This window comes from Streptomyces sp. NPDC008125 (assembly GCF_042957125.1).
Lineage (GTDB): Bacteria > Actinomycetota > Actinomycetes > Streptomycetales > Streptomycetaceae > Streptomyces.
On the sequence record NZ_JBIBHR010000001.1, the window covers coordinates 112199 to 135538 of the forward strand.

The following is a 23340-nucleotide window of genomic DNA, read 5'->3' on the forward strand; positions in this document are numbered from 1 at the left end:
ATGCACGCACCCGTCCTTCTCGTCATCGCCCACGGCAGCCGCGATCCGCGGCACGCGGCGACCGTGCACGCGCTCACCGCGCGGGTGCGGTCGATGCGACCGGGGCTCCGTGTGGAGACGGGGTTCCTCGACTTCAACGCCCCGTCGGTCCCCAGGGTGCTGGAGCGCCTGCACGCCGGAAGCACCGAGGGGGCGACGGAAGTCGTCGCGCTGCCGCTGCTGCTCACCCGGGCCTTCCACGCCAAGACCGACATCCCGTCGGTGCTGCGCGAGGCCGGGGCCCGGCTGCCCCGGCTGCGCATTCGGCAGGCAGGTGTTCTCGGCCCGTCCCCGCTGCTCCACTCCGCCCTGGAGCAGCGGTTGTACGAGGCCGGGCTCACCGCCGCCGACAAGCGCTCGACGGGGCTGGTTCTGGCCTCGGCGGGCTCCACGGACCCGGAGGCGATCGCAGTGATCGCTGAAATCGCGCGGGAGCTGCGGCACACCGGTTGGTGCGCCGTGCGGCCTGCGTTCGCCTCCGCCCATTCGCCCGGCGGGTTCCCCCGCACCGGCGACGCGGTGCGCGCGCTGCGCGCCGACGGGGTGCACCGGGTCGCCGTGGCGCCGTACGTCATCGCGCCCGGACGGCTTCCGGACAGGATCGTCGCGGGTGCCGCCGAGGCGGGCGCCGACGTGGTCTCCGAGGTGCTCGGGGCCTCCCCGGCCCTGGCCCGGCTGCTGCTGGCGCGGTACGACGAGGCACGGGCGCCCCGGGCGCTCCCCCTGTCGGCCTGACCGCGACCTCATCGGGTTCGTCGGCCTGACCGCGACCTCACAGGCCTCCTCGCGGGCCTCCTCACAGGCCTCCTCGCGGGCCTCCTCGCGGGCCTCGTCGGCCGGAAAGCGTCCCCAGGTGGCCGGCCCGGCTCCACGTCCACATCCCGGACCGATAGGGTCCACAGGTCGGATGCATGGATGTAAGGAGCAACCATCGTGACCACGGCCCCCGTCGCCCGCCCCCTCTCCTTCCCCGCCGGGCCCTCCCCCGCGGAGCCGGTACCGGTGATCCACGCCGACGAGGTCGCGGTGGTCCGTGACGGCAGGGCGATCCTGGACACCGTCTCGCTCACCGTCCGGCAGGGCGAGCACTGGGCGCTCCTGGGTGCCAACGGCGCCGGGAAGAGCACCCTGCTGGGGCTGCTCGGCGCGGTCACCCACCCCACCCGGGGCACGGTGCGGGTGCTCGGCAGGACACTGGGCCGGGTGGACCTGCGGGAGCTGCGGACACTACTCGGGCACGTCAACCCCCGCCACCCGCTCCAGTCAGCTCTGACGGTACGTCAGGTAGTTATGACGGGTCTCACCAACTCGGTCGAACCGTTGCCGCGTTGGTCGCCGAAGGCCGAGGAGCGGGCACGGGCGGACGAGCTGCTGGCGATGCTCGGGATGGGCGGCAAGGAGGCGTCGCGCTGGCCTTCGCTCTCCCAGGGCGAGCGGGGCAGGACGCTGATCGCGCGCAGCCTGATGCCGAGCCCCCGGCTGCTGCTCCTCGACGAACCGGCCACCGGCCTGGACCTGGCGGCCCGGGAGCAGCTGCTGGACAGCCTGGACGCCCTGCGCGAAGAGCATCCGGAGCTGGCGACGGTGCTGGTCACGCACCACCTGGAGGAGCTGCCCGCGTCCACGACGCACGCGATGCTGCTGCGCGGCGGGAGGTGCGTGGCGTCGGGGCCGGCCGACGAGGTGCTGACCACGGACCGGGTCAGCGACTGCTTCGGCCACCCGGTGCGCATCACGCGTACGGAGGGCCGCTGGAGCGCGCGGGCCCAGCGGGTGGCGCGCCGCTGATCCTGGGCGCGCCCAGGATCAGGCCTCGTTCGTCAGGCCTCGTTCGTCAGACCTCGTTCGTCAGACCTCGTTCGTCAGGCCTCGTTCGTCAGGCCTCGTTGAACGGGTCTGCGACGAACGGGGTGGCCTGGTGGAAATAGAGCTGCCAGCCCTCGTCCGTTTGCCGCCACAGTGAACTCCGGTGCGCACGCCTCCCTTTGTGCTCGGTGTCGAAGGTCAGGTGAACGAGACCGGGGCTGAGCTCGACGCCCTCCATCCGGGAGGCGGTCAGCGGGCCGGGGCGGGTGGTGGCCTCGGAGGTGAGTTCCGCGATGATCGCGGCGCGGTCCCAGAGCCGGCCGCTGGTGCCGATCTCGCGGAACTCGGGGTGCAGCACCGCCGCGAGGAGCGGCGCTGAGCCGCGTACCTCGGGGTCGAGCAGGCGCAGCTCGTTCTCGATGGCCTCGGCCACCGGGTACGGGAGTTCAGTCACGGGTCAGCTCCACGAGCTTGACCACGGTGTTCCAGTTGCGGCTGGTGGCGACGAGCCCCCTGGTGACGGCGGGCCGGGCGAGTGCGACGGCGAGGTCGGAGCGGCCGAGGCCGTCCGGGGCGTAGAGGTAGAGGGCGCGGTCGCCGAGCCGGAACTCCTCCGGCAGGTGGGCGGCGGGGTCCACCCGGGCGAAACGGTCCTCGGTGACCGGCTCGTCGTAGAAGGTGACGTGCAGCTGCTTGCCCTCCAACTCCGCGGCGGGGAACGGGCACGCCTCGGCGACGGCGCGGAGGTAGGAGCCGGAGCGGACGAGGCAGTCGACGGCGAACCCGAAGCGCTTCTCGACGGCCCGCTCGATCTCCGCCGCGACCTCCTTCTCGTCGTCGCTCGCCGCGGTGAGGACCGCGTTGCCGCTCTGCAGGTACGTGGTCACACCGCTGTGGCCCAGTTCCGTGAGGAGCGCGCGCAGTTCCGGCATGGGCACCTTGCGGTGGCCCCCGACGTTGATGCCGCGCAGCAGGAGTGCGTACGTCGTCGTCATGGGGCTCACCTTAAGGGCTGTACGTTCCCGGGCCCCGCCGGGACGGCCGCGCGGTGCGCAGTGGCCCCGGCTCCAGCGGCCCACCGTGCTGCCGGCTTCCGACCCGGCGGGGTCAGCGCTGGTAGCGCGCGAGGACCCGGTTCCCGTCGTCCACCAGCCGGTCCGTCAGTTCACCGAGGCCGATCGTGCCGCTGTAGTACTCCTGGAGCGCGGGGGTGGCCACCTTGTCCTTCCACTCCGGGTAGCCGCGTACGGACTGGGCTGGGGCCGGACGGAGCTGCTGGGCCAGGGCGGTGCCGGTGGCCCAGCCCTGGTCCTCGGTGTGCAGGGCGGGGTCGGCGAGCGCCTTCGTGCCGGTGGGCAGCATCCAGTCGCCCTTGGCGAGGCGGACCGTGTTGGGCGGGTCGAGCAGGAAGTCGATGAACTCCACCGCCTCCTTCTTGTGCGGGCTGTCCTCGGAGACGGAGAGGGTCTGCGGGCTCACTCCCTGGGCGGTGCCGTCGCTGCCGGCGGGTGCGGGCAGCACGCTCCACTCGAAGCCCTCGGGGGCCTGCTCCACGACCTGCTGCCGGTAGGCGAAGCCGAGCGGCACCATGGCGTACTTGCCGCCGAAGAACCCGGGCAGGGTGTCCGAGCCGCCCATGCCGAGGGCGGTCCGGGCGGCGCTGTGGTCGACGGTGACCTGGTCGTGGATGGTCCGGGGCACCACGGAGTCGCCTTCGCCGAAACGGAGGTCCACCTTCCCGTCCTCGCCCCGGTGGAAGAGCTGCCCTCCGGCCGAGAGCCCGAGGTTGAGGGTGACGGAGACGGGCTCCTTGAGCGGCCAGGCGACCCCGTACCGCCCCTTTCCGGTGAGCTCCTTGGCGACCTGGCGGAACTCCTCCCAGCTCCACGGCCGCTCGGCGGTGGGGATGCGGACGCCCGAGGCCCTGAGGATTTCCGTGTTGGCGATGAGGACCTTGGGTTCCTGGAGGAACGGCACCCCGTAGACACCGCCGTCGAAGGTGGTGGTGGACCAGGAGGCCGCCGGGATGTCCTCGGTCAGCCGGTCGGGGAGGAGGGTACGGAGATCGGCGAGATAGCCGCCGTACGCGAAGTCGGCGAGGTCGTCGGAGGCGTCGTGGATGATGTCGGGCGCCTCGCCGCCCTCGAACGAGGTGAGCAGCTGGTCGTGGACGCTGTCCCAGCTGCCCTGGACGTAGTCCACCTGGATGTCCGGGTGGGTGGTGTTCCACTCCGCGACCAGTTCCTTGTTGGCCTTCACGGACTCCGTCTGCCAGGCCAGCGACTGGAAGCGCAGGTGCACGGTCCCGTCGGCACCGGTGCCGTCCGCCCCGCCGCCGGAGCATCCGGCGAGCAGCAGGGTGAGCGCGGTGGCCGCCGCTGCGGCGGCCCTGGTGAGCGCGCGCATCAGCTCTTCACCGCCCCGGCCAGCATGCCGCCGGTGATCCGGCGCTGGATGAAGGCGAAGAGGAGGAGCGAAGGCAGGGTGGCGAGGAACGCGGCGGCGGCGAGCGGACCGAGGTCGGCCGCGCCCTCGGCGCCGATGAAGTGGGTGAGGACGACCGGCAAGGTCTGCTTCTCCGGGGTCTTGAGCAGGACGAGGGCGAAGAAGAACTCGTTCCAGGCGGTGATGAACGCGAAGAGGGCGGTGGCCACGATCCCGGGGGCCAGCAGCGGGGCGGTGACGGAGACGAGGGTGCGCAGGCGTCCGGCGCCGTCGACGGAGGCCGCTTCCTCCAGTTCGGCGGGGACGGCCCGGACGTAGCCGACCAGCATCCAGAGCGCGAAGGGCAGCGACCAGACGACGTAGACCATGATCAGCCCGGCCAGGGAGTTGATCAGGTGCAGGTTCTTCAGGATGAGGAAGAGCGGGATGATCAGCAGGACGAAGGGGAATGCCTGGCTGATCACGACCCAGCCGGTGGCGGCGGCCGAGAGCTTGCCGCGGTGGCGGGCCATCACGTAGGCCATCGGGGTGGCGATCAGGACGCAGATCACCCCGGCGCTGACGGCGGCCAGGACCGAGTTCCCGGCGGCCTGGAGCAGGGGTTGCTCGTCGAACGCCTGGCGGAAGTTGTCCAGGGTGGGGTGCTGGGGAATCCAGGTGGGGTGCAGCGAGCCCAGTTCACGGGCTGGTTTGAAGGCCGTGGAGATCAGCCAGAGGAACGGGAACGCCAGGAAGACGAGGTAGCCGGTGAGCGCGAGGTACTGCCCCGTGCGGGTGGCGCGTCCGGTGCGCATGCTCACTTCTCGTCCCCTCCCCGGAGCCGGCCGGCGAGGTACACGGCGAGGATCACGGAGATCACCGCGACCATCACACAGCCCATCGCCGCCGCGTAACCGAACTGTCCGTAGCGGAAGGCCTCTTCGTACGCGAAGAGCATCGGCAGCCGGGTCCGTCCGCCGGGTCCGCCGCTGGTCAGGACGTAGACCAGGGCGAATGAGTTGAAGTTCCAGATGAAGTTGAGCGCCGTGATGGAGAGCGCGACGGGTTTGAGCGCGGGCCAGGTGACGGTACGGAAGCGGCGCCAGGCCCCGGCGCCGTCGAGGGCGGCGGCCTCGTGGAGTTCGTGCGGGGTGTTCTGGAGCCCGGCCAGCAGGGCGACGGTGGACTGGGGCATCCCGGCCCAGATCCCGACGACGATCACGGCGGGCAGCGCGGTGCCGAAGCCGGTGAGCCAGTCTCGGCCGTCGCCGAGGCCGAGGTCGCGGATGGTCTCGTTGAGGATGCCCGCGTCGGGGTTGTAGACCAGCCGCCACATGATGCCGACGACGACCTCGGGCATCGCCCACGGGATGATCGCCAGCGCGCGGGCCAGCCAGCGCATCCGCAGGTTCTCGTTCAGCAGCAGGGCGAGACCGAGGGCGAGCACGAACTGGGGAACCGTGACGCCGACCGCCCAGAGCAGTCCGATCCGGAAGGAGTCCCAGAAGAGGGTGTCGTGCAGCAGGTCCTGGAAGTTCAGCGCGCCGATCCACTGGGTGGAGCGGGTCCGGCCCGACTGCGCGTCGGTGAAGGCGAGCCCGATGCCGTAGAGCAGCGGTCCGACGCTGAGGACCAGGATCGGGATGAGCGCGGGCAGCACGAGGAACCAGGTCGCCCGGTCGCGGGCGGCACGTTCGGCGCCGCGTCCGTCCTCCGTGCGACGCTGTCCCGGCCACCGGCCGCCCGTCCGCTCCGTCGCGGCCGGAGTCGCCAATGTCACTTTCTGCCCTCTTTGTCTCATCTGATCGTCTTTCCGCCGCTCTGGCCGTTCAACCGGCCTCCGTCATGGTCCTGACGAGCCGACCGTTCGTCAAGGTGGCCTGCATGAATGCGAAAATCAGGCCATGAACGAAGAGCGAGCACGCGAGGTACTGACCGCTGCGGGACTGGCCGGAAACGGCTCTTCCGGTCCCGCCTCCGGGGCGGAACTCCTCGCGCTGGGAGAGAACGCGGCCTTCGCCGTGGGCGATCTGGTGGTCAAGGTCGGCCGCGACGCGACGCACCACCCGGAACTGCGCGAACGCGCCGAACGCGAGGTCGCCGTCGCCGGCTGGCTCGCGGACGCCCACGTCCCCGCCGTGCGCGCCGCCGAGCCCGCGCCCCGCATGACGGAGGGGCATCCGGTGACCCTCTGGCACCGACTTCCGGACGCGGTCCGGCCGCCCGAACCGCGTGATCTGGCACCGCTGTTGACCTTGGTGCACGCACTTCCGGCGCCCGAGGGGTTCACCCTGCCCCGCCGCGAGCTGCTCGGCGGAGTCGAGCGCTGGCTCCACCTCGCGGGAGACGCGATCGACCCGGCGGACGCCGATTATCTGCGCGCACGGCGGGACGGCTTCGCGGCTGCCGCCGCCGCCCTCGTACCGCACCTGACGCCGGGCCCCGTGCACGGCGACGCACTGCCGCGCAACGTCCACGTCGGCCCGGACGGCCCGGTCCTGGTGGACCTGGAGACCTTCTCCTTCGACCTGCGCGAGCACGACCTCGTGGTGCTGGCGCTCTCCCGCGGCCGGTACGGGCTGCCCGCCGACGCGTACGACGCGTTCACCGCCGCCTACGGCTGGGACGTACGGGAGTGGGACGGCTGCGCCGTACTGCGCGGGGCGCGGGAGACGGCGAGCTGCGCGTGGGTCGCCCAGCACGCTCCGGCCGACCCGAAGGCGCTCGCGGAGTTCCGCCGCCGGGTCGCGTCGCTCCGGGACGGCGACCCGGAGGTGCGGTGGTACCCCTTCTGAGGCGCGGCGGTCGGCCCACCGGTTTCCTGCCGGACCAGGACTGCAAAGGTTTCTTTGCGAACAACCCTTTGCGAAGAGCTCTTCGCGGTCTACGGTGGGTGCCATGACCGATGCCACAAAGAGAGCCGACGGCTCCACCGAGAAGAACTCAGTCGTCCTGGACGCCAAGGGGCTTCGTGCCCTGGCGCATCCGCTGCGCGTGCAGCTGGTCGAGGTGCTCCGCAGTCACGGCCCGTCGACCGCGACCCGCCTCGCGGAGCGGCTGGGGGTGAACTCCGGGACGGCCAGCTATCACCTGCGTCAACTCGGTGCGGCCGGATTCGTCGAGGAGGACGCGGAGCGCGGCAACGCACGGGAGCGCTGGTGGCGTTCGGTCCATCGGACGACCGAGCTCAGCGACCGGAGCCTCGTCGACCAGGAGCCGGAGGCAGCGCTGGCGTATCTGCAGTCCGTCGCGGCCACCTACACCCTGCGCACCCAGCGCACGCTGAACGAGGTGCACACGCTGCCCGAGGCGTGGCGGGGGACCTTCGACATGAGCGACTGGTCCCTGCGGCTCACCCCCGCCGAAGCCGTCTCACTGCGGCAGGAGTTGAGGGCGGTCGTCGCCCGCTACCGGGCGGACGGCCCGGACGCCGTCGCGCATGCCCCGAAGGGGGCGCAGCGGGTCGACCTCATCACGCACATCCTGCCCGAACCGGACACGTACGTCCGGCCCGAGGGGCGCACCGGCCACGGGGCCACGACACCGGCGCCGTGACGGGGGCAGCCCCGGCCGCCGGCGGCATGTCCGGCGGGCGGTCCTTACGTCCGCTGGGTGGGGTGCTCGCGGCCATGGCCGTATCGCTGACCGGTACGCGCGTCTCGGCCGTGGCACTCCCCTGGTTCGTGCTGGTCACGACCGGCAGCGCCACCCGGACCGGCCTGGTCGCCTTCTGCGAGATGGCTCCGTACGTCGTGGTCAAGGCGCTCGCGGGGCCGGTGGTGGACCGCATCGGCCCTCGGGTCGTCTCCTGGACGACGGACACGGTCAGTGCGGTCGCCGCTTCTCTGGTCCCCCTCCTCCACGCACTGCATCTCCTGTCCTTTCCGCTCCTGCTGGTTCTGGTCGCGGTGGTCGGCGCTGCCCGCAGTCCCGGCGACCTGGCCAAGGAAGTCATGGTGCCCGAGGCGGCCGAGCGCGCCGGAGTACCGCTGGAGCGTGCCATGGGCGTGTCCGGCGTGATCGAGCGCCTCGCGTCCACTCTCGGGCCGGCCGTCGGCGGTTCCCTGGTGGCGCTGCTCGGCCCGCTCACCGGACTCGCCCTCAACGCGGGCTCCTTCGCTCTCGGATCGATCATCATCGGGGCTGCTCTGCCCCGCGGCGTCGGGCGGGCGGCCGACCCGGAACCGGTGGCGGCCGGCTCGGAGGGACCGGGCTACTGGCAGCGATTCGGCGAAGGCCTCACCTTCCTCCGCGGCGAACCCCTGCTGCTCACCGTCATCGTCACGGTGGGCGTCACCAACCTGCTGGACGCCGCGGTCAACTCCGTGCTCATCCCCCTCTGGGCCCGGGAGGCCGGCCATGGTCCGGCCGCGATCGGCCTGGCCGGCAGCGCGATGGGCGTCGCGGCGGTCGCCGGAAGCCTGATCGCCGCGGCCGGCGCCCACCGGCTCCGGCGCAGGCCGGTCGTCCTCGGCGGATTCCTCCTCATCGGGGCTCCGAGATTCCTGGTCCTCGCCTCGGGCGCCCCGCTGTGGACGGTCATGGCCGTCTTCGCCGTCGCCGGCTTCGGCGGGGGCTTCATCAACCCCGTACTGGGAGCCGTTCTCGTGGAGCGGGTGCCGCGCCGCATGCTGGGCCGGGTCAACGCGCTCGGTGACTCACTGGCCTGGGCCGGCATCCCTCTCGGCGGACTGCTGGCCGGGGCGGCCGTGACCGCTGCCGGGCTCACACCGGTCCTGCTCGCCTGCGGGGCCCTGTACTTCCTCACCACGAACCTGGCCGGACTGCGGCCGGAATGGCGCGAGATGGACCGTACGGGCCGGCGCGGAGCTGTGGAGCCGCCGGGCCCGGAGGACGTCCCGCAGAGCCGTGCGGGTGCGGCGACATGACGCCGGGGACCGGCCGCCGACGAACGTCATCCCCTGGTCACCGCGGTCCGCCGGACGGCGACGGCGTCCTGCGCGCGGTGGCGGACCGAGCCGACGGCGAGCGACCGGGAGTGGGGCGTTCCGAGGACGCTCCGGCGCGGACAGATCGTCACCGGCACGGTCACCGGGGACCTTCCTCGGCATCGGATCACGCTCTCCCACCGGCGGGCGCTCGCCCCGGGGACGCACCGACCGGGGGCGGTCAGCGCTGCCGGGGGCGGTCAGCGCTGCCGGGGAAGGAGCGGCCAGGCGGGCTCGACGACTGCCGCCGGGTCGGCGGTACGCCGCAGATAGGCCTGCAGGGAGACCGACTGTTCGGCCGCCGCGCGCACCTGGAGGTCGTGCAGGTCCGCCAGCGGCATCGCCCCGACCGGCAGGTGCCTCTCCGCCATCCGGCGCACCACCAGGGCGGCTGCCACGGCGTCCGCCTTCGCGTCGTGGGCGGCGTCGAGCGGCACTCCGTAGTGGGCGCAGAGAGCGTGGAGGGCCCTCTTCCCCTTCCGGTACTTGTCGACGTGCTTGTCGATCACGAGCGGATCGATGACGGGCGAGGGTGCGCCGCCCAGCCGCTCGCTCACCGACTCGACTCCGTACCGGCGGCACTCCCGGTCGAGCAGGGAGAGGTCGTAGCGCGCGTTCATCACCACCAGGGGCGTCCCCGAGCGCAGCCCGTCGGCGACGGTCCGGGTGATCTCCTCGACGGCGGCAGCGGCGGGCAGTCCGCGCTCACGGGCGTGGTCCGTCGAGATGCCGTGGATCGCCGACGCCTGTTCGGGTATCACCACGCCCGGATCGAGCAGCCAGGTGCGTTCCTCCGCGACCGTCCCGTCCGGATCGAGCCGCACGACCGCCGCCGTGACGATGCGGTCGGTCTCGACGTCGGTGCCCGTGGTCTCCAGGTCGAAGGCCACCAGCGGCCCACTGATCCAGCTCATCCTGTACCTCCTCCGTGGTGCTTACTCCCAGTGAGGGACACCCTGCCACGCGCCACTGACACACCGGTCGGCGGGCGGCCCGGCCCGGTGGCGGCGGGAAGCCGGACCGGGGTCCGTCGGAAGCTGGTCGGGGGTCCGGACCTCGGGGAGCCTCAGGAGACCGGACGGGAGTCGGTCCACACCGACTCGAACTCCTCGCGGTACGTCTCGAACAGCCCGTGCTCGGCCTCCTGCCCCGCGCGGACGACCGCACGCCCACCGCCCCTCAGGACCAGCACAGGTGCCTCCATCCCGCGTGCGCGGCGCAGATAGGGCTGGACGACGCCGACCGCGTCGGGGCCGTCGCCGTCCACCAGGTAGGCGGTGAAGCGCGGGGTCTCGTCGAACACCTGGATCTGGAAGGCTCCCGGGTCGCGGAGTCTGGCGCGCACGCGTCGCATGTGGAGGATGTTCATCTCCACCGAGCGGCTCAGCTCGCCCTTGCGGAGGTTGAGTTCCCGTTCGCGGCGGCGGACCGCGCTGCTGGCCGGGTTGATGAAGAGCAGCCTGATCCGGCAGCCGGTCTCGGCGAGCCGGACCAGCCGTCGCCCGGAGAAGTTCTGGACGAGCAGGTTGAGCCCTATACCGATCGCGTCGAGCCGGCGGGAGTTGCCGAACAGGTCCTCGGCGGGCAGCTGGCGCTGGAGTCTGACCCGGTCGGGATGGACGGAGACCACGTCGGCGTACCGGTCGCCGACCAGAGATTCGACGGCGTCGACGGGCAGCCGGTCGGCGGAGGGCATGGCGGCCCCGCCGCCGAGGATGGTCAGGAGCCGCTGGGAAGCGCGCTCGGCCTGGGCGTGGACGGCCTCGTTGAGGGCGCGGTTGCGGGAGACGACGTTCCGCGCGACCTCCAGCTCGTCCAGGGCGAGCTCCACGTCCCGCCGGTCGTCGAAGTACGGTTCGAAGCACGGCCAGTGCTGGACCATCAGTTCGCGCAGCTGGGGCAGGGTCAGGAAGCTCAGGACGTTGTCGTCGGCCGGGTCGAGCAGATAGCCCTTCCTGCGGGACACCTCGCGCACCGCGACGGCCCGCTGCACCCACTCCTGCCCGGCGGGCCCTGCGGCGGCCACCACCCAGTCCTCGCCGTTGACCGGAGCGTAGACGGGGCGCAGCACGGCGGCGACGACCGCGCGGAGCCGCTGTTCGACGAGATTCAGCCAGATGTACGCACGCCCGGCGCGCTGGGCGCGTGTCCGCACCTCACCCCAGTCCTCGGCGCTCCATCCCAGCTCCGCACCGATCTCCAGGGGTTGCGCCAGGGATACCGTCCCGGGCGGTCCGTCGTTCGGCTCCCCCTCGTGACCCACGTCACCCGGAGGCAGCTCGAACCCTCCCGAGCTCACCCGTGCACCGCCTTCCACTCCCCCACCCAACGATCACGGAAGGGTACTCCGCGAGCACGGACCCGTGCAGCCCCCTGCCGAGGACGCTCCGTCAACTGGTGTACCGAAAGGACGGGTTCCCTGGCGGGGGCCAGGAAGGAGTGAGCTGATTCATAGTGAGGTGACCAGCGGGTGGCCCGTGTTCGGGCCGGCGGCGAGGGTCCGCGGGACCCGTCCGGGCCGAAGGAGTGTCGCGCGGTGCGGCGTGTTGACGGCCCGCGCCGGGGTACACGGCGTATCGCGACCCCGGTTCGCGACCGCACCGGCCGACGTACTAGGTGTGCGCGCCTCTTTCGGGGATTATCTGGCTGAAGAACCGCACCACACCCGGATCAGAAGTGGAAGAGTCATATCTATGCAGGTCTGGCCGGGACAGGCGTATCCGCTCGGCGCCACGTACGACGGCGCCGGGACCAACTTCGCGGTCTTCTCGGAGGCCGCCCACCGCATCGAGCTGTGTCTGCTGCACGATGACGGTTCCGAGACGGCGGTCGAGCTCCGCGAGACCGACGCCTTCGTCCGTCACGCCTATCTGCCCGGCATCATGCCGGGTCAGCGGTACGGCTTCCGCGTGCACGGGCCCTACGAACCCCAGAACGGGCAGCGGTGCAACTCCGCGAAACTGCTGCTCGACCCCTACGCGCGGGCCGTCGCCGGGAAGATCGAATGGGGCGAGGCGGTGTACGGCTATCCCTTCGGGCGGCCCGACGCGCGCAACGACCTCGACTCGGCGCCGCACATGATGAGCTCGGTGGTGGTCAACCCGTACTTCGACTGGGGCGACGACCGCAGGCCGCGTACGGACTATCACCGCACGGTGATCTACGAGGCCCACGTGAAGGGCCTGACGATGCTCCACCCGGGTCTGCCGAAGGAGCTGCGGGGCACCTACGCGGGCCTGGCGCATCCGGAGGTGATCGCCCATCTGACGGAGCTGGGCGTCACGGCGATCGAACTGATGCCGGTGCACCAGTTCGTCCAGGACCACCGACTGGCCGATGCCGGCCTCGCCAACTACTGGGGCTACAACACCATCGGCTTCTTCGCCCCGCACAACGCGTACGCCTCCTGGGGCGACCGCGGGGAGCAGGTGCTGGAGTTCAAGCAGGCCGTCCGGGCGCTGCACCAGGCGGGTATCGAGGTGATCCTCGACGTGGTCTACAACCACACCGCCGAGGGCAATCACCTGGGGCCGACGCTCTCCTTCCGGGGGCTGGACAACGCCTCCTACTACCGTCTGACGGACGACCAGCGCTATTACATGGACACCACGGGCACCGGGAACTCGCTGCTCATGAGGTCCCCGCACGTACTCCAGATGATCATGGACTCGCTGCGGTACTGGGTGACCGAGATGCACGTGGACGGGTTCCGCTTCGACCTGGCCGCGACGCTCGCCCGCCAGTTCCACGAGGTGGACCGGCTGTCGTCCTTCTTCGACCTGGTGCAGCAGGACCCGGTGGTGAGCCAGGTCAAGCTGATCGCAGAGCCCTGGGACGTCGGCGAGGGCGGCTACCAGGTCGGCAACTTCCCGCCGCTGTGGACCGAGTGGAACGGCAAGTACCGCGACACGGTGCGCGACCTGTGGCGGGGCGAGCCCCGGACGCTGGCGGAGTTCGCCGGGAGGCTGACGGGCTCCTCCGACCTCTACCAGGACGACGGCCGCCGCCCGCTGGCCTCGATCAACTTCACCACCTGCCACGACGGTTTCACCCTGCACGACCTCGTCGCGTACAACGACAAGCGCAACGAGGCCAACGGCGAGGGCAATCGCGACGGCGAGAGCCACAACCGCTCGTGGAACTGCGGTGCGGAGGGCGAGACCGACGACCCCGGGGTGCTGGAGCTGCGGGCGCGGCAGATGCGGAACTTCATCGCCACGCTGATGCTCTCGCAGGGCGTGCCGATGCTGAGCCACGGCGACGAGTTCGCCCGTACGCAGAACGGCAACAACAACGCCTACTGCCAGGACAACGAGCTCTCCTGGGTGCACTGGCCCGATCCCGCGCGCAAGCCGGGCGAGACCGGTCCGGACGAGGAGGGGACGGGCGGGGCCGACGGGACGGGGGCCGTACGGAGGCCGGGTGACGGGCTGCTGGAGTTCACCCGGGCCATGGTCTGGCTGCGCCGGGACCATCCGGTGTTCCGGCGCCGCCGCTTCTTCCACGGACGCCCCGTCGAGGGCACCCACGACGAGCTCTCGGACATCGCCTGGTTCACGCCCGAGGGCGCGGAGATGACCCAGCGGGACTGGCAGGCCGCGCACGCCAAGGCCATGACCGTCTTCCTCAACGGGCACGCCATCTCGGAGCCCGGACCGCGCGGTGAGCGGATCTTCGACGACTCCTTCCTGCTGATGTTCAACGCGGGCGCGGAGACACTGGACTTCGCGGTGCCCGTCAACCACGGCGCGCAGTGGGAGGTCGTGGTCGACACGGGCCGCCCGGAGGGGGTACCGCCCGGGAGCGGGCCCAAGGTCGCGGCGGGCGAGCACCTCTCGCTGATCGGCCGGAGCCTCACCGTCCTCAAGCGCCCCGCCTGAGCGCCCGGACGGCGGGGGCGGGACCGGTGTCCCGCCCCCGCCGTCCGGGTGAATCTCCCCGGGTGCATTTGTGCGGTCACGGGCAACCGGGAGCGCGGCGGATGAGACGGACGGGCCGCGAGTGGGTACTCAACCGGTCATGACGCCCACCGCCACGTACCGGCTCCAGCTCCAACCGGACTTCACCTTCGCGGACGCCGGGGAGGCGGTCCCGTACCTCGCTTCGCTCGGAATCTCCCATCTCCACCTCTCCCCCGTCCTGGAGGCGGTGCCCGGGTCGCGCCACGGGTACGACGTCACCGATCCCGGCCGGGTCCGCGCCGAGCTGGGCGGTGAGGAGGGGTTGCGCGGGCTCGCGGCGACGGCCCGCGCGCACGGGATGGGGCTCGTCGTCGACATCGTGCCGAACCACATGGCCGCCTCTCCGCGCCACAACAGGGCGCTGTGGGAGGTGCTCCGCGAGGGGCCGTCCTCGCCGTACGCCCGCTGGTTCGACATCGACTGGGAGGGCGGCGGCGGAAAGATGCTGCTGCCCGTACTCGCGGGCCCGGTCGGCGGTGAGCTGGGGCGGCTCGTCGTCGACGGGTCGGTGCTGCGCTACGGCGAGCAGGAGTTCCCGCTGCGCCCGGGCACCGAGGGGCTGGCGCTGCCCGAACTGCTGGACGCCCAGCACTACCGGCTCGGCTGGTGGCGGCTGGCCCGCACCGAGCTGAACTACCGGCGGTTCTTCACCATCTCGGACCTGATCGCCGTGCGGGTCGAGCACCCAGAGGTCTTCGACGCCACCCATGGCAAGGTCCTCGAACTCGTCCGGGACGGCGTCGTCGAGGGGCTGCGCATCGACCATCCGGACGGCCTCGCGGACCCGGCCGGATATCTGGAGCGGCTGGCCGAAGGAACCGGCAGCCGGTGGACGGTGGTGGAGAAGATCCTCACGGGCGAGGAGACCCTCCCGGCCGGCTGGGCGGTGGCCGGGACCACTGGCTACGACGCGCTGCACCGCATCGACGGCCTCTTCACCGACCCGATCGGTTCGGCTGAACTCCTCGGCCATTACCGTGCGTTCGCCGGCCCCTCCGCCGACGAGGGCGGCTCCTGGCCCGAGACCGCGCGGCGGGCCGCACGGCACGTCGTCGGCCACGACCTCGTCGCCGAGACGGCCTGGCTGACCCGGCTGGCCGTACGGATCTGCGCCCTGGACCCCGGGCTCCGCGACCACGCCCCGTGGGCACTGCACACCGCCGTGACCGAACTGCTGGTCCGCATCCCGGTGTACCGGCCGTACGTCGCGGCGGGCGGACCGTTCACCGAGTCCGCCGAAGCGGCTCTCCCGGACGCGGCGGTACGGGACGCGAAGGCCGCGTTCTCCGTGCCCGAGGAGGCCGCAGCGGTGGACGTGGTGCGGAAGCTGGCGCTCGGGAGGCTGGGGGACGGTCCCGAACAGGCTTCCTTCTGCGCCCGGTTCGCCCAGACCGCGTCCGCCCTGCACGCCAAGTCCGTCGAGGACACGGCGTTCTACCGGTACGTTCCGCTGATCTCGGCGACCGAAGTGGGCGGCCGGCCGGGCAGGCCGGCGGTGGAGCCCGCCGCCTTCCACGCGTTCTGCGCCCGGCTGGCGCGTGACTGGCCGACCACCGGCACGGTGCTCACCACGCACGACACGAAGCGCAGTGCCGACGTCCGCGCCCGCATCGCCGCTCTGTCCGAATGCCCGCCCCGCTGGGCCGAGTTGGTGCGTCAGGCGACGGGGATGACCTCGGCGACGGCACCGGACGCCCAACTCGCCTGGCAGGCGTGGCAATCGGCCTTCGGCTGCGTGGACCTGCCAGCCTCCGAGGTGGCGGGCAGGCTGGAGCCGGCGCTGCTCAAGGCGGTACGCGAGGCGGGCCTGCGCACCACCTGGACCGAACCCGACGCCTCCTACGAGCGTGCGGTGTCCGACTTCGTCGCGGCCGGCCCCGGCCGCGCCGGGGGGCCCGTCCGGGACCTCCTCGCCGCCTTCGCCCGCTCGCTCGCCCCCCAGGTGCGGGCCAATGTGCTGGGCGCGGCGCTCGTCCATCTGACGATGCCGGGGGTCCCCGACCTCTACCAGGGCACCGAGCGGGAGTACCTCGCCCTGGTGGACCCGGACAACCGGCGCCCCTTCACGGAGCCGAAGCCCGGCGCGGGAACCTCCGCGACAGCAGGGGCATCGGGCACTTCCGGCGAGAAGGCCCGCCTGACCGCCACCGCGCTCCGGCTCCGCGCCGAACTCCCCCACGTCTTCGGCGAATCGGGGACGTACACGCCCCTCACGGCGCGGGGGGCGGCGGCGGAGCACCTGGTGGCGTTCTGCCGGTCGGGCGAGGTGGTCACGGCGGTGACCCGGCTCTCGCTCCGGCTCTCCGAGGCGGGCGGCTGGGCCGACACGGTCCTGCCGCTCCCGGACGCCGGCCCCTGGCACGATCTCCTCTCCCCGGAGGGGGAGTTCGGCGGCGGCGAGGTGAAGGCCGCCGAGCTGTTCGCCACGCTCCCGGTCGCGCTGCTCAGGAGGGGGCCTCGGAGGTAGGGGACGCGTGGGCGGGGGTGGCAAGGTCTCAGAGGGTCGGCAGGTCACCGGGCGGCAGGGCGGCCGGCCGGTCCGGCGGGAGGGGCGGGGGCGCGGTCAGCCGGAAGGTCATGTGGCCGAAGCTCACCTGGTCGCCCTCCCGGACGGGGACCAGGCCGACGACCCGCCGGCCGTTGACGCAGGTGCCGTTGGTCGAGCCGAGGTCGCGGAGCAGCCAGAGCCGCCCGCGCGCGGTGAGCTCCGCGTGGTTGCGGGAGACCGTCTCGTGGTTGAGCCGCAGTCCGTTACCCGGGTCGCGCCCGATGAGCAGCGGGTACGGTCCGGGGGCGGGGAGCAGGAGTTGGGGCAGCTTTCCGGCCCGCCAGGCCATCCGCAGCCGCCCCGGGAAGCCTGAGACTCCGCCCACCGCGCGCAACAGCCCCTGGCTCCAGACGCGTTCCCGGCGCAGGTCGGCTGTGAGAGCCGCCAGGTCCTCGGGCCGGTGGGCGGCGAGGGCGAGTTCCATCCGGCGCAGGAAGGTGTCGTGGGAGAGGCGGCCCTGCGCGGCGCCCTCTCTGAGCACGCCGAGGACACGGTCGCGCTGGGCGTCGGACACCCGCGCGGGATACGTGTGGAACTCGGAGGAGGACGTCACAGGGTGATTGTCGGTCCGGGTGGCCCGGGGTGTCCAGACGGGACGGTGGCGAACCGCTCAGCGCGCGGGGGCCTCTCCCGAACGCTCCGGGTCGAGCGCGACGGTGCGCACGGCGTCGACGAGGGGCAGCAGCTTCCGGCCGAAGGGGGTGAGGTCGTACACCGTCGACTGCTTGCTCCTCGTGGTGGTGTCCACGCGCAGCGTCCCGGACCACTGATCCGCACACCGGGAAGGAATGGCCGCGCGTGCGCGTCCGGTGCACTGCTATCGTCTGCCGCCGCGAGCGCCCGGTGATCACCGGGGCCGACGATCCCCTGGAGCAACGTGACACCCGCCGTACCTGGCCCGACCTTCCGTCCGCTTTCCGGACCCGCCGAACTCCCCCTCTTCCAGAGCCTGTCGTACGTCCTCGACCACGAGGTGGCCGGGGACCTGGAGGCGGGGCGGCGGAGTCCGTCGTGGCTCTGGGTGGCCCTCGACGGTGACCGGGTGGTCGCGCGGGCCGGGTGGTGGAGCGGCTCCGGTGCTGCTCCCGCGCTGCTCGACTTCTTCGACGTGGACGACGCGCTGCCCGCCGCCGAACGGCTCCGGGTCGGTGCCGCCCTCCTGGAGGCGGCCACGCCGGCCGTGGTGCCGCCGGACACCCCCCGGCCGGAGTACGAGCGTTTCGTGCCGCCGGACTGGCGGGAGGACCCGGCCGCGCGTGCGGTGGTCGAGGCGCGGACCGGGGCCCTGGAGAGGACCGGGGCGCGGCTGCTGGTGGAGCGGCTGAGGCTGGAGTGGCGGGCCGGCACCCCGGTGCCCGAGGACACCGGACGCCTGCGGTTCCGGCCGGTCAGGGACCGCGAGGACCTGCTCGCGCTGATGACCCCGGTGATGGAGGGCACCCTCGACGCGCACGGGAAGCAGGACCTGGCGGCCGGGATGTCGGCGCGCGAGGCGGCCGAGCGGCACTACGACGAGGAGCTCGCACGCTACTCGACCCCCCGCGACTGGTGGCGCGTCGGCGAGCTTCCGGGCGGTGAGCCCGTCGGGTTCGTCGTCCCGGCGCGCAACAACTACAACCCGGTCATCGCGTACATCGGGGTGCTGCCCGGCCGTCGGGGTCAGGGGTACGTCGACGATCTGCTCGCCGAGGGGACCCGGGTGCTCGCCGCGCAGGACGGGGTGGAGCGCGTCCGGGCCGCCACGGACCTCGGCAACCAGCCGATGGCCCGGGCGTTCCGGCGGCTGGGGTACGTCAACTTCGAGCGGGCGCTCAACATGGTCTGGGACTGAATGGTCCGGGACCGAATGGTCCGGGACCGACCGCCCGCCCCGTGATCAGCCGGTCGTCTCCGCTTCGGCCGTCCGGTCCTGCGCGAGCCATTCCAGCCGCAGCAGTTGCTCGTCGGGGATGGCGGCGTCCTCGCCGCGCGGTCCGACGTTGAGCAGCAGGTTGCCGCCGTCGGCCGCGGTGTCCCGGACCAGTGCGCCGAGGGTGTCGCGGCCGAGGAAGGCGTCGGGCGGGGAGTTGCGGTTGTAGCCGAAGCTGTGGTCGATGCCGCGGGTGATCTCGTACGGGTCGGGGCCCGTGTAGCGGGCGAACTCCGGTGTGCGGAAGTCGTAGTAGGGCGGCTTGCGCGGGACGAACCCCTCGTCCTGTGCGACCGTCCGCCGCTCCCAGCGGTCGTACAGCGCCCCGGCGCCCGGGAGGGCGAAGGTGCGCCAGAGCGGCGAGCGTGGCAGCAGCCGGTCGTTGACCACGCCGTGCGGGACGGTGAAGCGGTAGAACTCGATCAGCCGGCGGATCTCGGGGGTGCCGGCCGGCCAGGCGATGTCGTTCCAGAGGATGTCCGGACGGTACCGCTTGACGAGTTCCCGCAGTTGGGCGTCGGCGTAGGCGGGGTACGCGCCGCGCGGTACGGAGGCGAGCATGTCGGCGGCGGTGCCGACCGGGCGGCTGTCGAAGGTCCAGTCGAGCCCGCCGGAGTAGTACACCCCGAAGCGCAGTCCCTCGGCCCGGACCGCTTCGGCGAACTCGCCCACCACGTCACGGGCGGTGTGCCAGCCCGCCCGGTTCGGGTTGCGCACCTCGGAGGGCCAGAGGCAGTAGCCGTCGTGGTGCTTGGTGACCAGGACGGCGTAGCGGGCTCCCGCGGCGCGGAAGGCGCGTGCCCACGCGGCGGGGTCCCAGCCCGCCAGCCCGTCCTCGAACTCGCGGCCGAAGTCCGTGTACGGCTTGTCGCCGTAGGTGGCCCGGTGGTGGGCGGAGACCGGGCTGCCGGGGAAGCGGAGCCCGTTCTCGTACCACTCGGCGTACGAGGTCCAGGCGAGCGGGGCGGCCCGTCCGGCCGGCGGGAGTTCGGCGGGCGCGGTGTGGGGCGGGGCCCAGCCGGGGACCGACGCGGGCGTCCAGTGCACGAATATCCCCAGGCCGGCCTGGGTCCACCATGGAGCAACCATGGCGAGAAGTATCGGTCACCGGGGCCCGGCCGGGAAGCCCCGCCCGGGTCAGCGCGGCCGTACGGCGGTCTCCGCGCCGGCCTGTTCCGCGGCCCCGGCGGCCGGCTGTCCGATGATCTCCATCCCCGGCGGACTCTGTTCCGCCGGAACGGTTCCGGCCGGTGCGCGTTGGGCCCTGATGACGTCGCGGTACCAGGCGTAGGACTCCTTGGGAGTCCGGCGCAGGGTCTCGTAGTCGATGTGGACGAGCCCGAAGCGCTTGCTGGCGCCCTCGGTCCACTCGACGTTGTCGGTGAGCGACCAGGTGAAGTAGCCGCGCACGTCGACGCCTTCACCGATCGCCCGGTGCAACGCCTCCAAGTGGGCTTCCAGGAAGCCGATTCGACGGGTGTCGCTGACGGCGTCGTCCACCGCGCAGCCGTTCTCGGTGATGTAGAGCGGCGGCAGCCGGTCGCCGTAGCGGTCGCGGAGTTGGACGAGGGTCTCGCGCAACCCGTCCGGGACGACGGGCCAGCCGAAGTCCGTCTTCTCGTATCCCTCGATCTCCCGTATTCCGAAGGGGAGTTCGGAGGGCATCTCGAATCCGGCGAAGGAGTCGAGGGCTTCGGGGCGGGGGGCGCCGACGAGGGTGGGGTTGTAGTAGTTGACGCCGTACCAGTCCAGCGGGGTGGAGATGGTCTTCAGGTCGTCGGCGACCGGGCCGGGCATCAGCGCGGCGAATCCCTCGTCGGGGTAGCGGCCGGCGAGCAGCGGGTCCGCGAAGAGCCAGTTGGTGAGGGTGTCGTACAGCGAGGCCGCTTCCCGGTCCTCGTCCGAATCGCCGGCCGTCCAGACGGGGCTGTGCGAGACGGCGATGCCGATGTTGGAGGCTCCGGCGGCGCGCAGCGCCCGGACGGCCAGTCCGTGGGCGAGGAGCTGGTGGTGGGCGGCGGGCAGGGCGTCGAAGAGGAGGGCGCGGCCGGGCGCGTGCTGGCCGAGGGCGTAGCCCAGCAGGGTGACCTCGGCGGGCTCGTTGATGGTGATCCACATGGGGACGCGGTCGGCGAGCCGTTCGGCGACGATGCCCGCGTACTCGGCGAAGCGGTAGGCGGTGTCGCGGTTGAGCCAGCCGCCCTCCTCGTCCAGCGGCAGCGGGGTGTCCCAGTGGTAGAGCGTGGGGGCGGGGGTGATGCCCCGGGCGCAGAGCTCGTCGACGAGCCGGTCGTAGAAGTCGAGTCCGGCCGGGTTGACCGCGCCACTGCCGCCGGGCACCACGCGGGGCCAGCTGATGGAGAAGCGGAAGGCGTCGGCGCCGAGACCGGCGAGCAGGCCGACGTCCTCGCGCCAGCGCTCGTGGAACCCGGTCCCCCGGGTGGTGTCGGTGCCGTCCTTGATGCGGCCGGGCACGGCGGCGAAGGCATCCCAGCCGGAGAGGCCCTTGCCGTCGGCCTCGACGGCTCCCTCGGTCTGGAACGCGGAGGCGGAGGCTCCCCAGAGGAAGCCGGGCGGGAACTTCGGCACGGTCATTTCGGCCTCCATCAGCCGTACGTCGGCGTACGTATGAGCAGGATCGGGCAGGGCAATGATCAGAGCAGACCTTAAGGGGTGATCCGTACTCCTGTGCGCGGATGCACGGAACACGGGGCATCTCTCTTCGGTCGCCCCCCGGGGTGTGTTTCGAACGTGGTGCCGTCCGCCCCGAGGGCAGGCGGGACTTCCGAGACGCGGCCCGGCGGAACCGGTCCAGTATTCCGGGCGGGGCGCGCGACTTCAGCCGATCATGAAAGCTGGTCCGGGCTTCCCCCCGGCGCTTCCGGCTTTTCATACGGATCACTGACACATGACGGACGGGGAGTGGCGGATGCGGTTCGAGGTGTGGGCCCCCGGGGCCGGTTCGGTCGGACTCCAGCTGTCGGGCGACCGGCTGGCGATGGGGCGTGACGGGTCCCGTGCGGGCTGGTGGACGGCCGAGGCGGACGCGGCCGACGGCGACCGGTACGGCTTCTCGGTGGACGGGGGGCCCCTGCTCCCCGACCCGCGCTCCCGGCGCCAGCCGGACGGTCCGGACGGGCTGAGCGCGGTGGTCGGCCAGGACGCGTACGTCTGGCGGAGCGACTGGCGGGGGCGCGGGCTGCCGGGCGGCGTGCTGTACGAGCTCCACGTCGGTACGTACACCGGCGAGGGCACCTTCGACGCGGCGGCGCGGCGGCTGGGCCATCTGGCGGAACTGGGTGTCACGCACGTGTCGTTGATGCCGGTCTGCCCGTTCCCCGGCGCGCACGGCTGGGGGTACGAGGGCGTGTCGCTCTGGGCCGTCCACGAACCGTACGGCGGCCCGGCGGGACTGAAGCGGTTCGTGGACACCGCGCACGGGCTGGGTCTCGCGGTGCTGCTGGACGTCGTCCACAACCATCTGGGGCCGTCCGGCAACTACCTCCCCGCCTTCGGCCCGTACTTCACCGACACGCACCACACCCCGTGGGGCGCCGCGGTCAACCTGGACGCCCCCGGGTCCGACGAGGTGCGGGCGTATCTGCTGGGCAGTGCGCTGGCCTGGCTGCGCGACTACCGGCTCGACGGACTGCGGCTGGACGCGGTGCACGCGCTCGCCGACACCCGGGCACTGACCTTCCTGGAGGAGCTGGCGGCCGGGGTGGACGCGCTGGCGGGCGAGGTGGGCAGGCCGCTGACGCTGATCGCCGAGTCGGATCTCTGCGACCCGCGCACCACGACCCCGCGCGCGGCGGGCGGGCTGGGGCTGCACGCGCAGTGGAACGACGACTTCCACCACGCCCTGCACACCGCCCTCACCGGCGAGGCGCAGGGCTACTACGCGGACTTCGCCGCCGCGCCGCTGGCCGCGCTGGCCAAGACGATGACCCGGGCCTTCTTCCACGACGGCACGTACTCCAGCTTCCGGGGGCGGTCGCACGGCCGCCCCGTCGACGCCACCCGCACCCCCGCCCACCGCTTCGTCGGCTACGCCCAGACCCACGACCAGATCGGCAACCGCGCCCTCGGCGACCGGCTCGCCGCCTCCCTCTCCCCCGGCCTCCAGGCGTGCGCGGCGGCACTGGTGCTGACCGGTCCCTTCACCCCGATGCTCTTCATGGGCGAGGAGTGGGGCGCGCGGACCCCGTGGCAGTTCTTCACCGACCACACCGACCCGGAGCTGGCCGAGGCGGTACGCAACGGCAGGCGGCGCGAGTTCGGGGCGCACGGCTGGGCCGAGGAGGACATCCCGGACCCTCAGGACCCCGCGACCCGCGAGCGGTCCTGCCTTGACTGGAGCGAACCGGAGCGCGCACCGCACGACCGGCTGCACGCCTGGTACCGGGAGCTGATCGCGCTCCGCCGGGCCGTGCCCGACCTCCACGACCCGGACCTCGCCGCGGTGAAGGTCGCCTTCGACGAGGAGGCCCGGTGGCTGGCGCTGCGCCGGGGCGACGTGCGGATCGCGGTCAACCTGTCCGGCCGGCCCGCCACCGTCCCGCTGGGTGGCGGGCGGAACCGGACCGGTACCGGACGGGTGCTGGCGTCGTGGGAGCCGGTGGAGGCACCGGGCGCGGACGGACTGCTGCGGCTGCCCGCCGAGTCGTGCGTGGTGCTGGCGGACGGGTGACCGGGCGCGCGGAA

The 23340-nt window shown here is 72.5% G+C and carries 21 protein-coding genes; 9 read left to right on the plus strand and 12 right to left on the minus strand.

Annotated elements, in window-relative coordinates; all coding sequences use genetic code 11:
- Both ACFZAX_RS00500 and ACFZAX_RS00505 read left to right on the plus strand, forming a co-directional pair.
- Complete coding sequence (locus ACFZAX_RS00500; RefSeq protein ID WP_390957621.1) at positions 1-774, plus strand: CbiX/SirB N-terminal domain-containing protein; 774 nt, start codon at positions 1-3, stop codon at positions 772-774.
- A gap of 195 nt (positions 775-969) precedes the next feature.
- Complete coding sequence (locus ACFZAX_RS00505) at positions 970-1827, plus strand: ATP-binding cassette domain-containing protein (RefSeq protein WP_390958376.1); 858 nt, start codon at positions 970-972, stop codon at positions 1825-1827.
- A gap of 88 nt (positions 1828-1915) precedes the next feature.
- On the opposite strand, the gene ACFZAX_RS00510 is transcribed toward ACFZAX_RS00505, so the two are convergent.
- The 5 genes from ACFZAX_RS00510 to ACFZAX_RS00530 form a co-directional block, all read right to left on the minus strand.
- On the minus strand, positions 1916-2299 hold the full coding sequence (locus ACFZAX_RS00510) for a DUF4440 domain-containing protein (RefSeq protein ID WP_390957623.1): 384 nt from the start codon (positions 2297-2299) through the stop codon (positions 1916-1918).
- Positions 2292-2840, minus strand: coding sequence for a DUF1697 domain-containing protein (locus ACFZAX_RS00515; protein WP_390957625.1), 549 nt, complete (start codon positions 2838-2840; stop codon positions 2292-2294). Before ACFZAX_RS00515 ends, ACFZAX_RS00510 begins: the two co-directional genes overlap by 8 nt.
- A 112-nt stretch (positions 2841-2952) precedes the next feature.
- The gene (locus ACFZAX_RS00520; RefSeq protein WP_390957627.1) at positions 2953-4251 is read right to left on the minus strand and encodes an extracellular solute-binding protein; all 1299 of its coding nucleotides are present in this window, start codon (positions 4249-4251) and stop codon (positions 2953-2955) included.
- Positions 4251-5090 carry an ABC transporter permease subunit gene (locus ACFZAX_RS00525; RefSeq protein ID WP_390957628.1) on the minus strand — a complete coding sequence of 280 codons (840 nt, stop codon included), beginning with the start codon at positions 5088-5090 and terminating at the stop codon, positions 4251-4253. The genes ACFZAX_RS00520 and ACFZAX_RS00525 overlap by 1 nt, the downstream gene beginning before the upstream one ends.
- On the minus strand, positions 5087-6049 hold the full coding sequence (locus tag ACFZAX_RS00530) for an ABC transporter permease subunit (protein ID WP_390957630.1): 963 nt from the start codon (positions 6047-6049) through the stop codon (positions 5087-5089). Before ACFZAX_RS00530 ends, ACFZAX_RS00525 begins: the two co-directional genes overlap by 4 nt.
- Positions 6050-6173: 124 nt before the next feature.
- Here ACFZAX_RS00530 and ACFZAX_RS00535 point away from each other — a divergent pair, with 124 nt between their 5' ends.
- The 3 genes from ACFZAX_RS00535 to ACFZAX_RS00545 all read left to right on the plus strand — a co-directional run bounded on the left by ACFZAX_RS00535 (position 6174) and on the right by ACFZAX_RS00545 (position 9158).
- Positions 6174-7064 (plus strand): phosphotransferase, encoded by an 891-nt coding sequence (locus ACFZAX_RS00535; RefSeq protein ID WP_390957632.1) that lies wholly within the window; start codon positions 6174-6176, stop codon positions 7062-7064.
- Positions 7065-7167: 103 nt separating this feature from the next.
- On the plus strand, positions 7168-7824 hold the full coding sequence (locus ACFZAX_RS00540) for a helix-turn-helix domain-containing protein (RefSeq protein ID WP_390957634.1): 657 nt from the start codon (positions 7168-7170) through the stop codon (positions 7822-7824).
- Positions 7821-9158 carry an MFS transporter gene (locus ACFZAX_RS00545; protein ID WP_390957635.1) on the plus strand — a complete coding sequence of 446 codons (1338 nt, stop codon included), beginning with the start codon at positions 7821-7823 and terminating at the stop codon, positions 9156-9158. The genes ACFZAX_RS00540 and ACFZAX_RS00545 overlap by 4 nt, the downstream gene beginning before the upstream one ends.
- A gap of 26 nt (positions 9159-9184) precedes the next feature.
- Here the strand turns inward: ACFZAX_RS00545 and ACFZAX_RS00550 are convergent, their stop codons facing one another.
- The 3 genes from ACFZAX_RS00550 to ACFZAX_RS00560 all read right to left on the minus strand — a co-directional run bounded on the left by ACFZAX_RS00550 (position 9185) and on the right by ACFZAX_RS00560 (position 11517).
- On the minus strand, positions 9185-9322 hold the full coding sequence (locus ACFZAX_RS00550) for a hypothetical protein (protein WP_390957636.1): 138 nt from the start codon (positions 9320-9322) through the stop codon (positions 9185-9187).
- 96 nt (positions 9323-9418) lie between these two features.
- Positions 9419-10132, minus strand: coding sequence for an exonuclease domain-containing protein (locus ACFZAX_RS00555; RefSeq protein WP_390957638.1), 714 nt, complete (start codon positions 10130-10132; stop codon positions 9419-9421).
- A gap of 152 nt (positions 10133-10284) precedes the next feature.
- Positions 10285-11517, minus strand: coding sequence for an SAV2148 family HEPN domain-containing protein (locus ACFZAX_RS00560; protein ID WP_390957640.1), 1233 nt, complete (start codon positions 11515-11517; stop codon positions 10285-10287).
- 394 nt (positions 11518-11911) lie between these two features.
- On the opposite strand from ACFZAX_RS00560, the gene glgX reads away from it, so the two are divergent.
- On the plus strand, positions 11912-14098 hold the full coding sequence (glgX, locus tag ACFZAX_RS00565) for a glycogen debranching protein GlgX (RefSeq protein ID WP_390957642.1): 2187 nt from the start codon (positions 11912-11914) through the stop codon (positions 14096-14098).
- A gap of 139 nt (positions 14099-14237) precedes the next feature.
- On the plus strand, positions 14238-16646 hold the full coding sequence (gene treY / locus ACFZAX_RS00570) for a malto-oligosyltrehalose synthase (protein WP_390957644.1): 2409 nt from the start codon (positions 14238-14240) through the stop codon (positions 16644-16646).
- Positions 16647-16674: 28 nt separating this feature from the next.
- Here treY and ACFZAX_RS00575 read toward each other — a convergent pair whose 3' ends face one another.
- Both ACFZAX_RS00575 and ACFZAX_RS00580 read right to left on the minus strand, forming a co-directional pair.
- On the minus strand, positions 16675-17280 hold the full coding sequence (locus ACFZAX_RS00575) for an FHA domain-containing protein (RefSeq protein ID WP_390957645.1): 606 nt from the start codon (positions 17278-17280) through the stop codon (positions 16675-16677).
- A 57-nt stretch (positions 17281-17337) separates the two neighbouring features.
- A complete protein-coding gene (locus ACFZAX_RS00580; protein ID WP_390957647.1) occupies positions 17338-17475 on the minus strand; it encodes a hypothetical protein in 138 nt (45 codons plus the stop codon).
- A gap of 129 nt (positions 17476-17604) precedes the next feature.
- Here ACFZAX_RS00580 and ACFZAX_RS00585 point away from each other — a divergent pair, with 129 nt between their 5' ends.
- The gene (locus tag ACFZAX_RS00585) at positions 17605-18558 is read left to right on the plus strand and encodes a GNAT family N-acetyltransferase (RefSeq protein WP_390957649.1); all 954 of its coding nucleotides are present in this window, start codon (positions 17605-17607) and stop codon (positions 18556-18558) included.
- 45 nt (positions 18559-18603) lie between these two features.
- Here the strand turns inward: ACFZAX_RS00585 and ACFZAX_RS00590 are convergent, their stop codons facing one another.
- Both ACFZAX_RS00590 and ACFZAX_RS00595 read right to left on the minus strand, forming a co-directional pair.
- Entirely contained in the window at positions 18604-19725 is a 1122-nt protein-coding gene (locus ACFZAX_RS00590; RefSeq protein WP_390957652.1) for an alpha-L-fucosidase, read from the minus strand.
- A 48-nt stretch (positions 19726-19773) separates the two neighbouring features.
- Complete coding sequence (locus ACFZAX_RS00595; RefSeq protein WP_390957654.1) at positions 19774-21231, minus strand: GH1 family beta-glucosidase; 1458 nt, start codon at positions 21229-21231, stop codon at positions 19774-19776.
- 334 nt (positions 21232-21565) lie between these two features.
- Here ACFZAX_RS00595 and treZ point away from each other — a divergent pair, with 334 nt between their 5' ends.
- Complete coding sequence (gene treZ / locus ACFZAX_RS00600; RefSeq protein ID WP_390958378.1) at positions 21566-23326, plus strand: malto-oligosyltrehalose trehalohydrolase; 1761 nt, start codon at positions 21566-21568, stop codon at positions 23324-23326.
- The last annotated feature ends 14 nt before the right edge of the window (positions 23327-23340 follow it).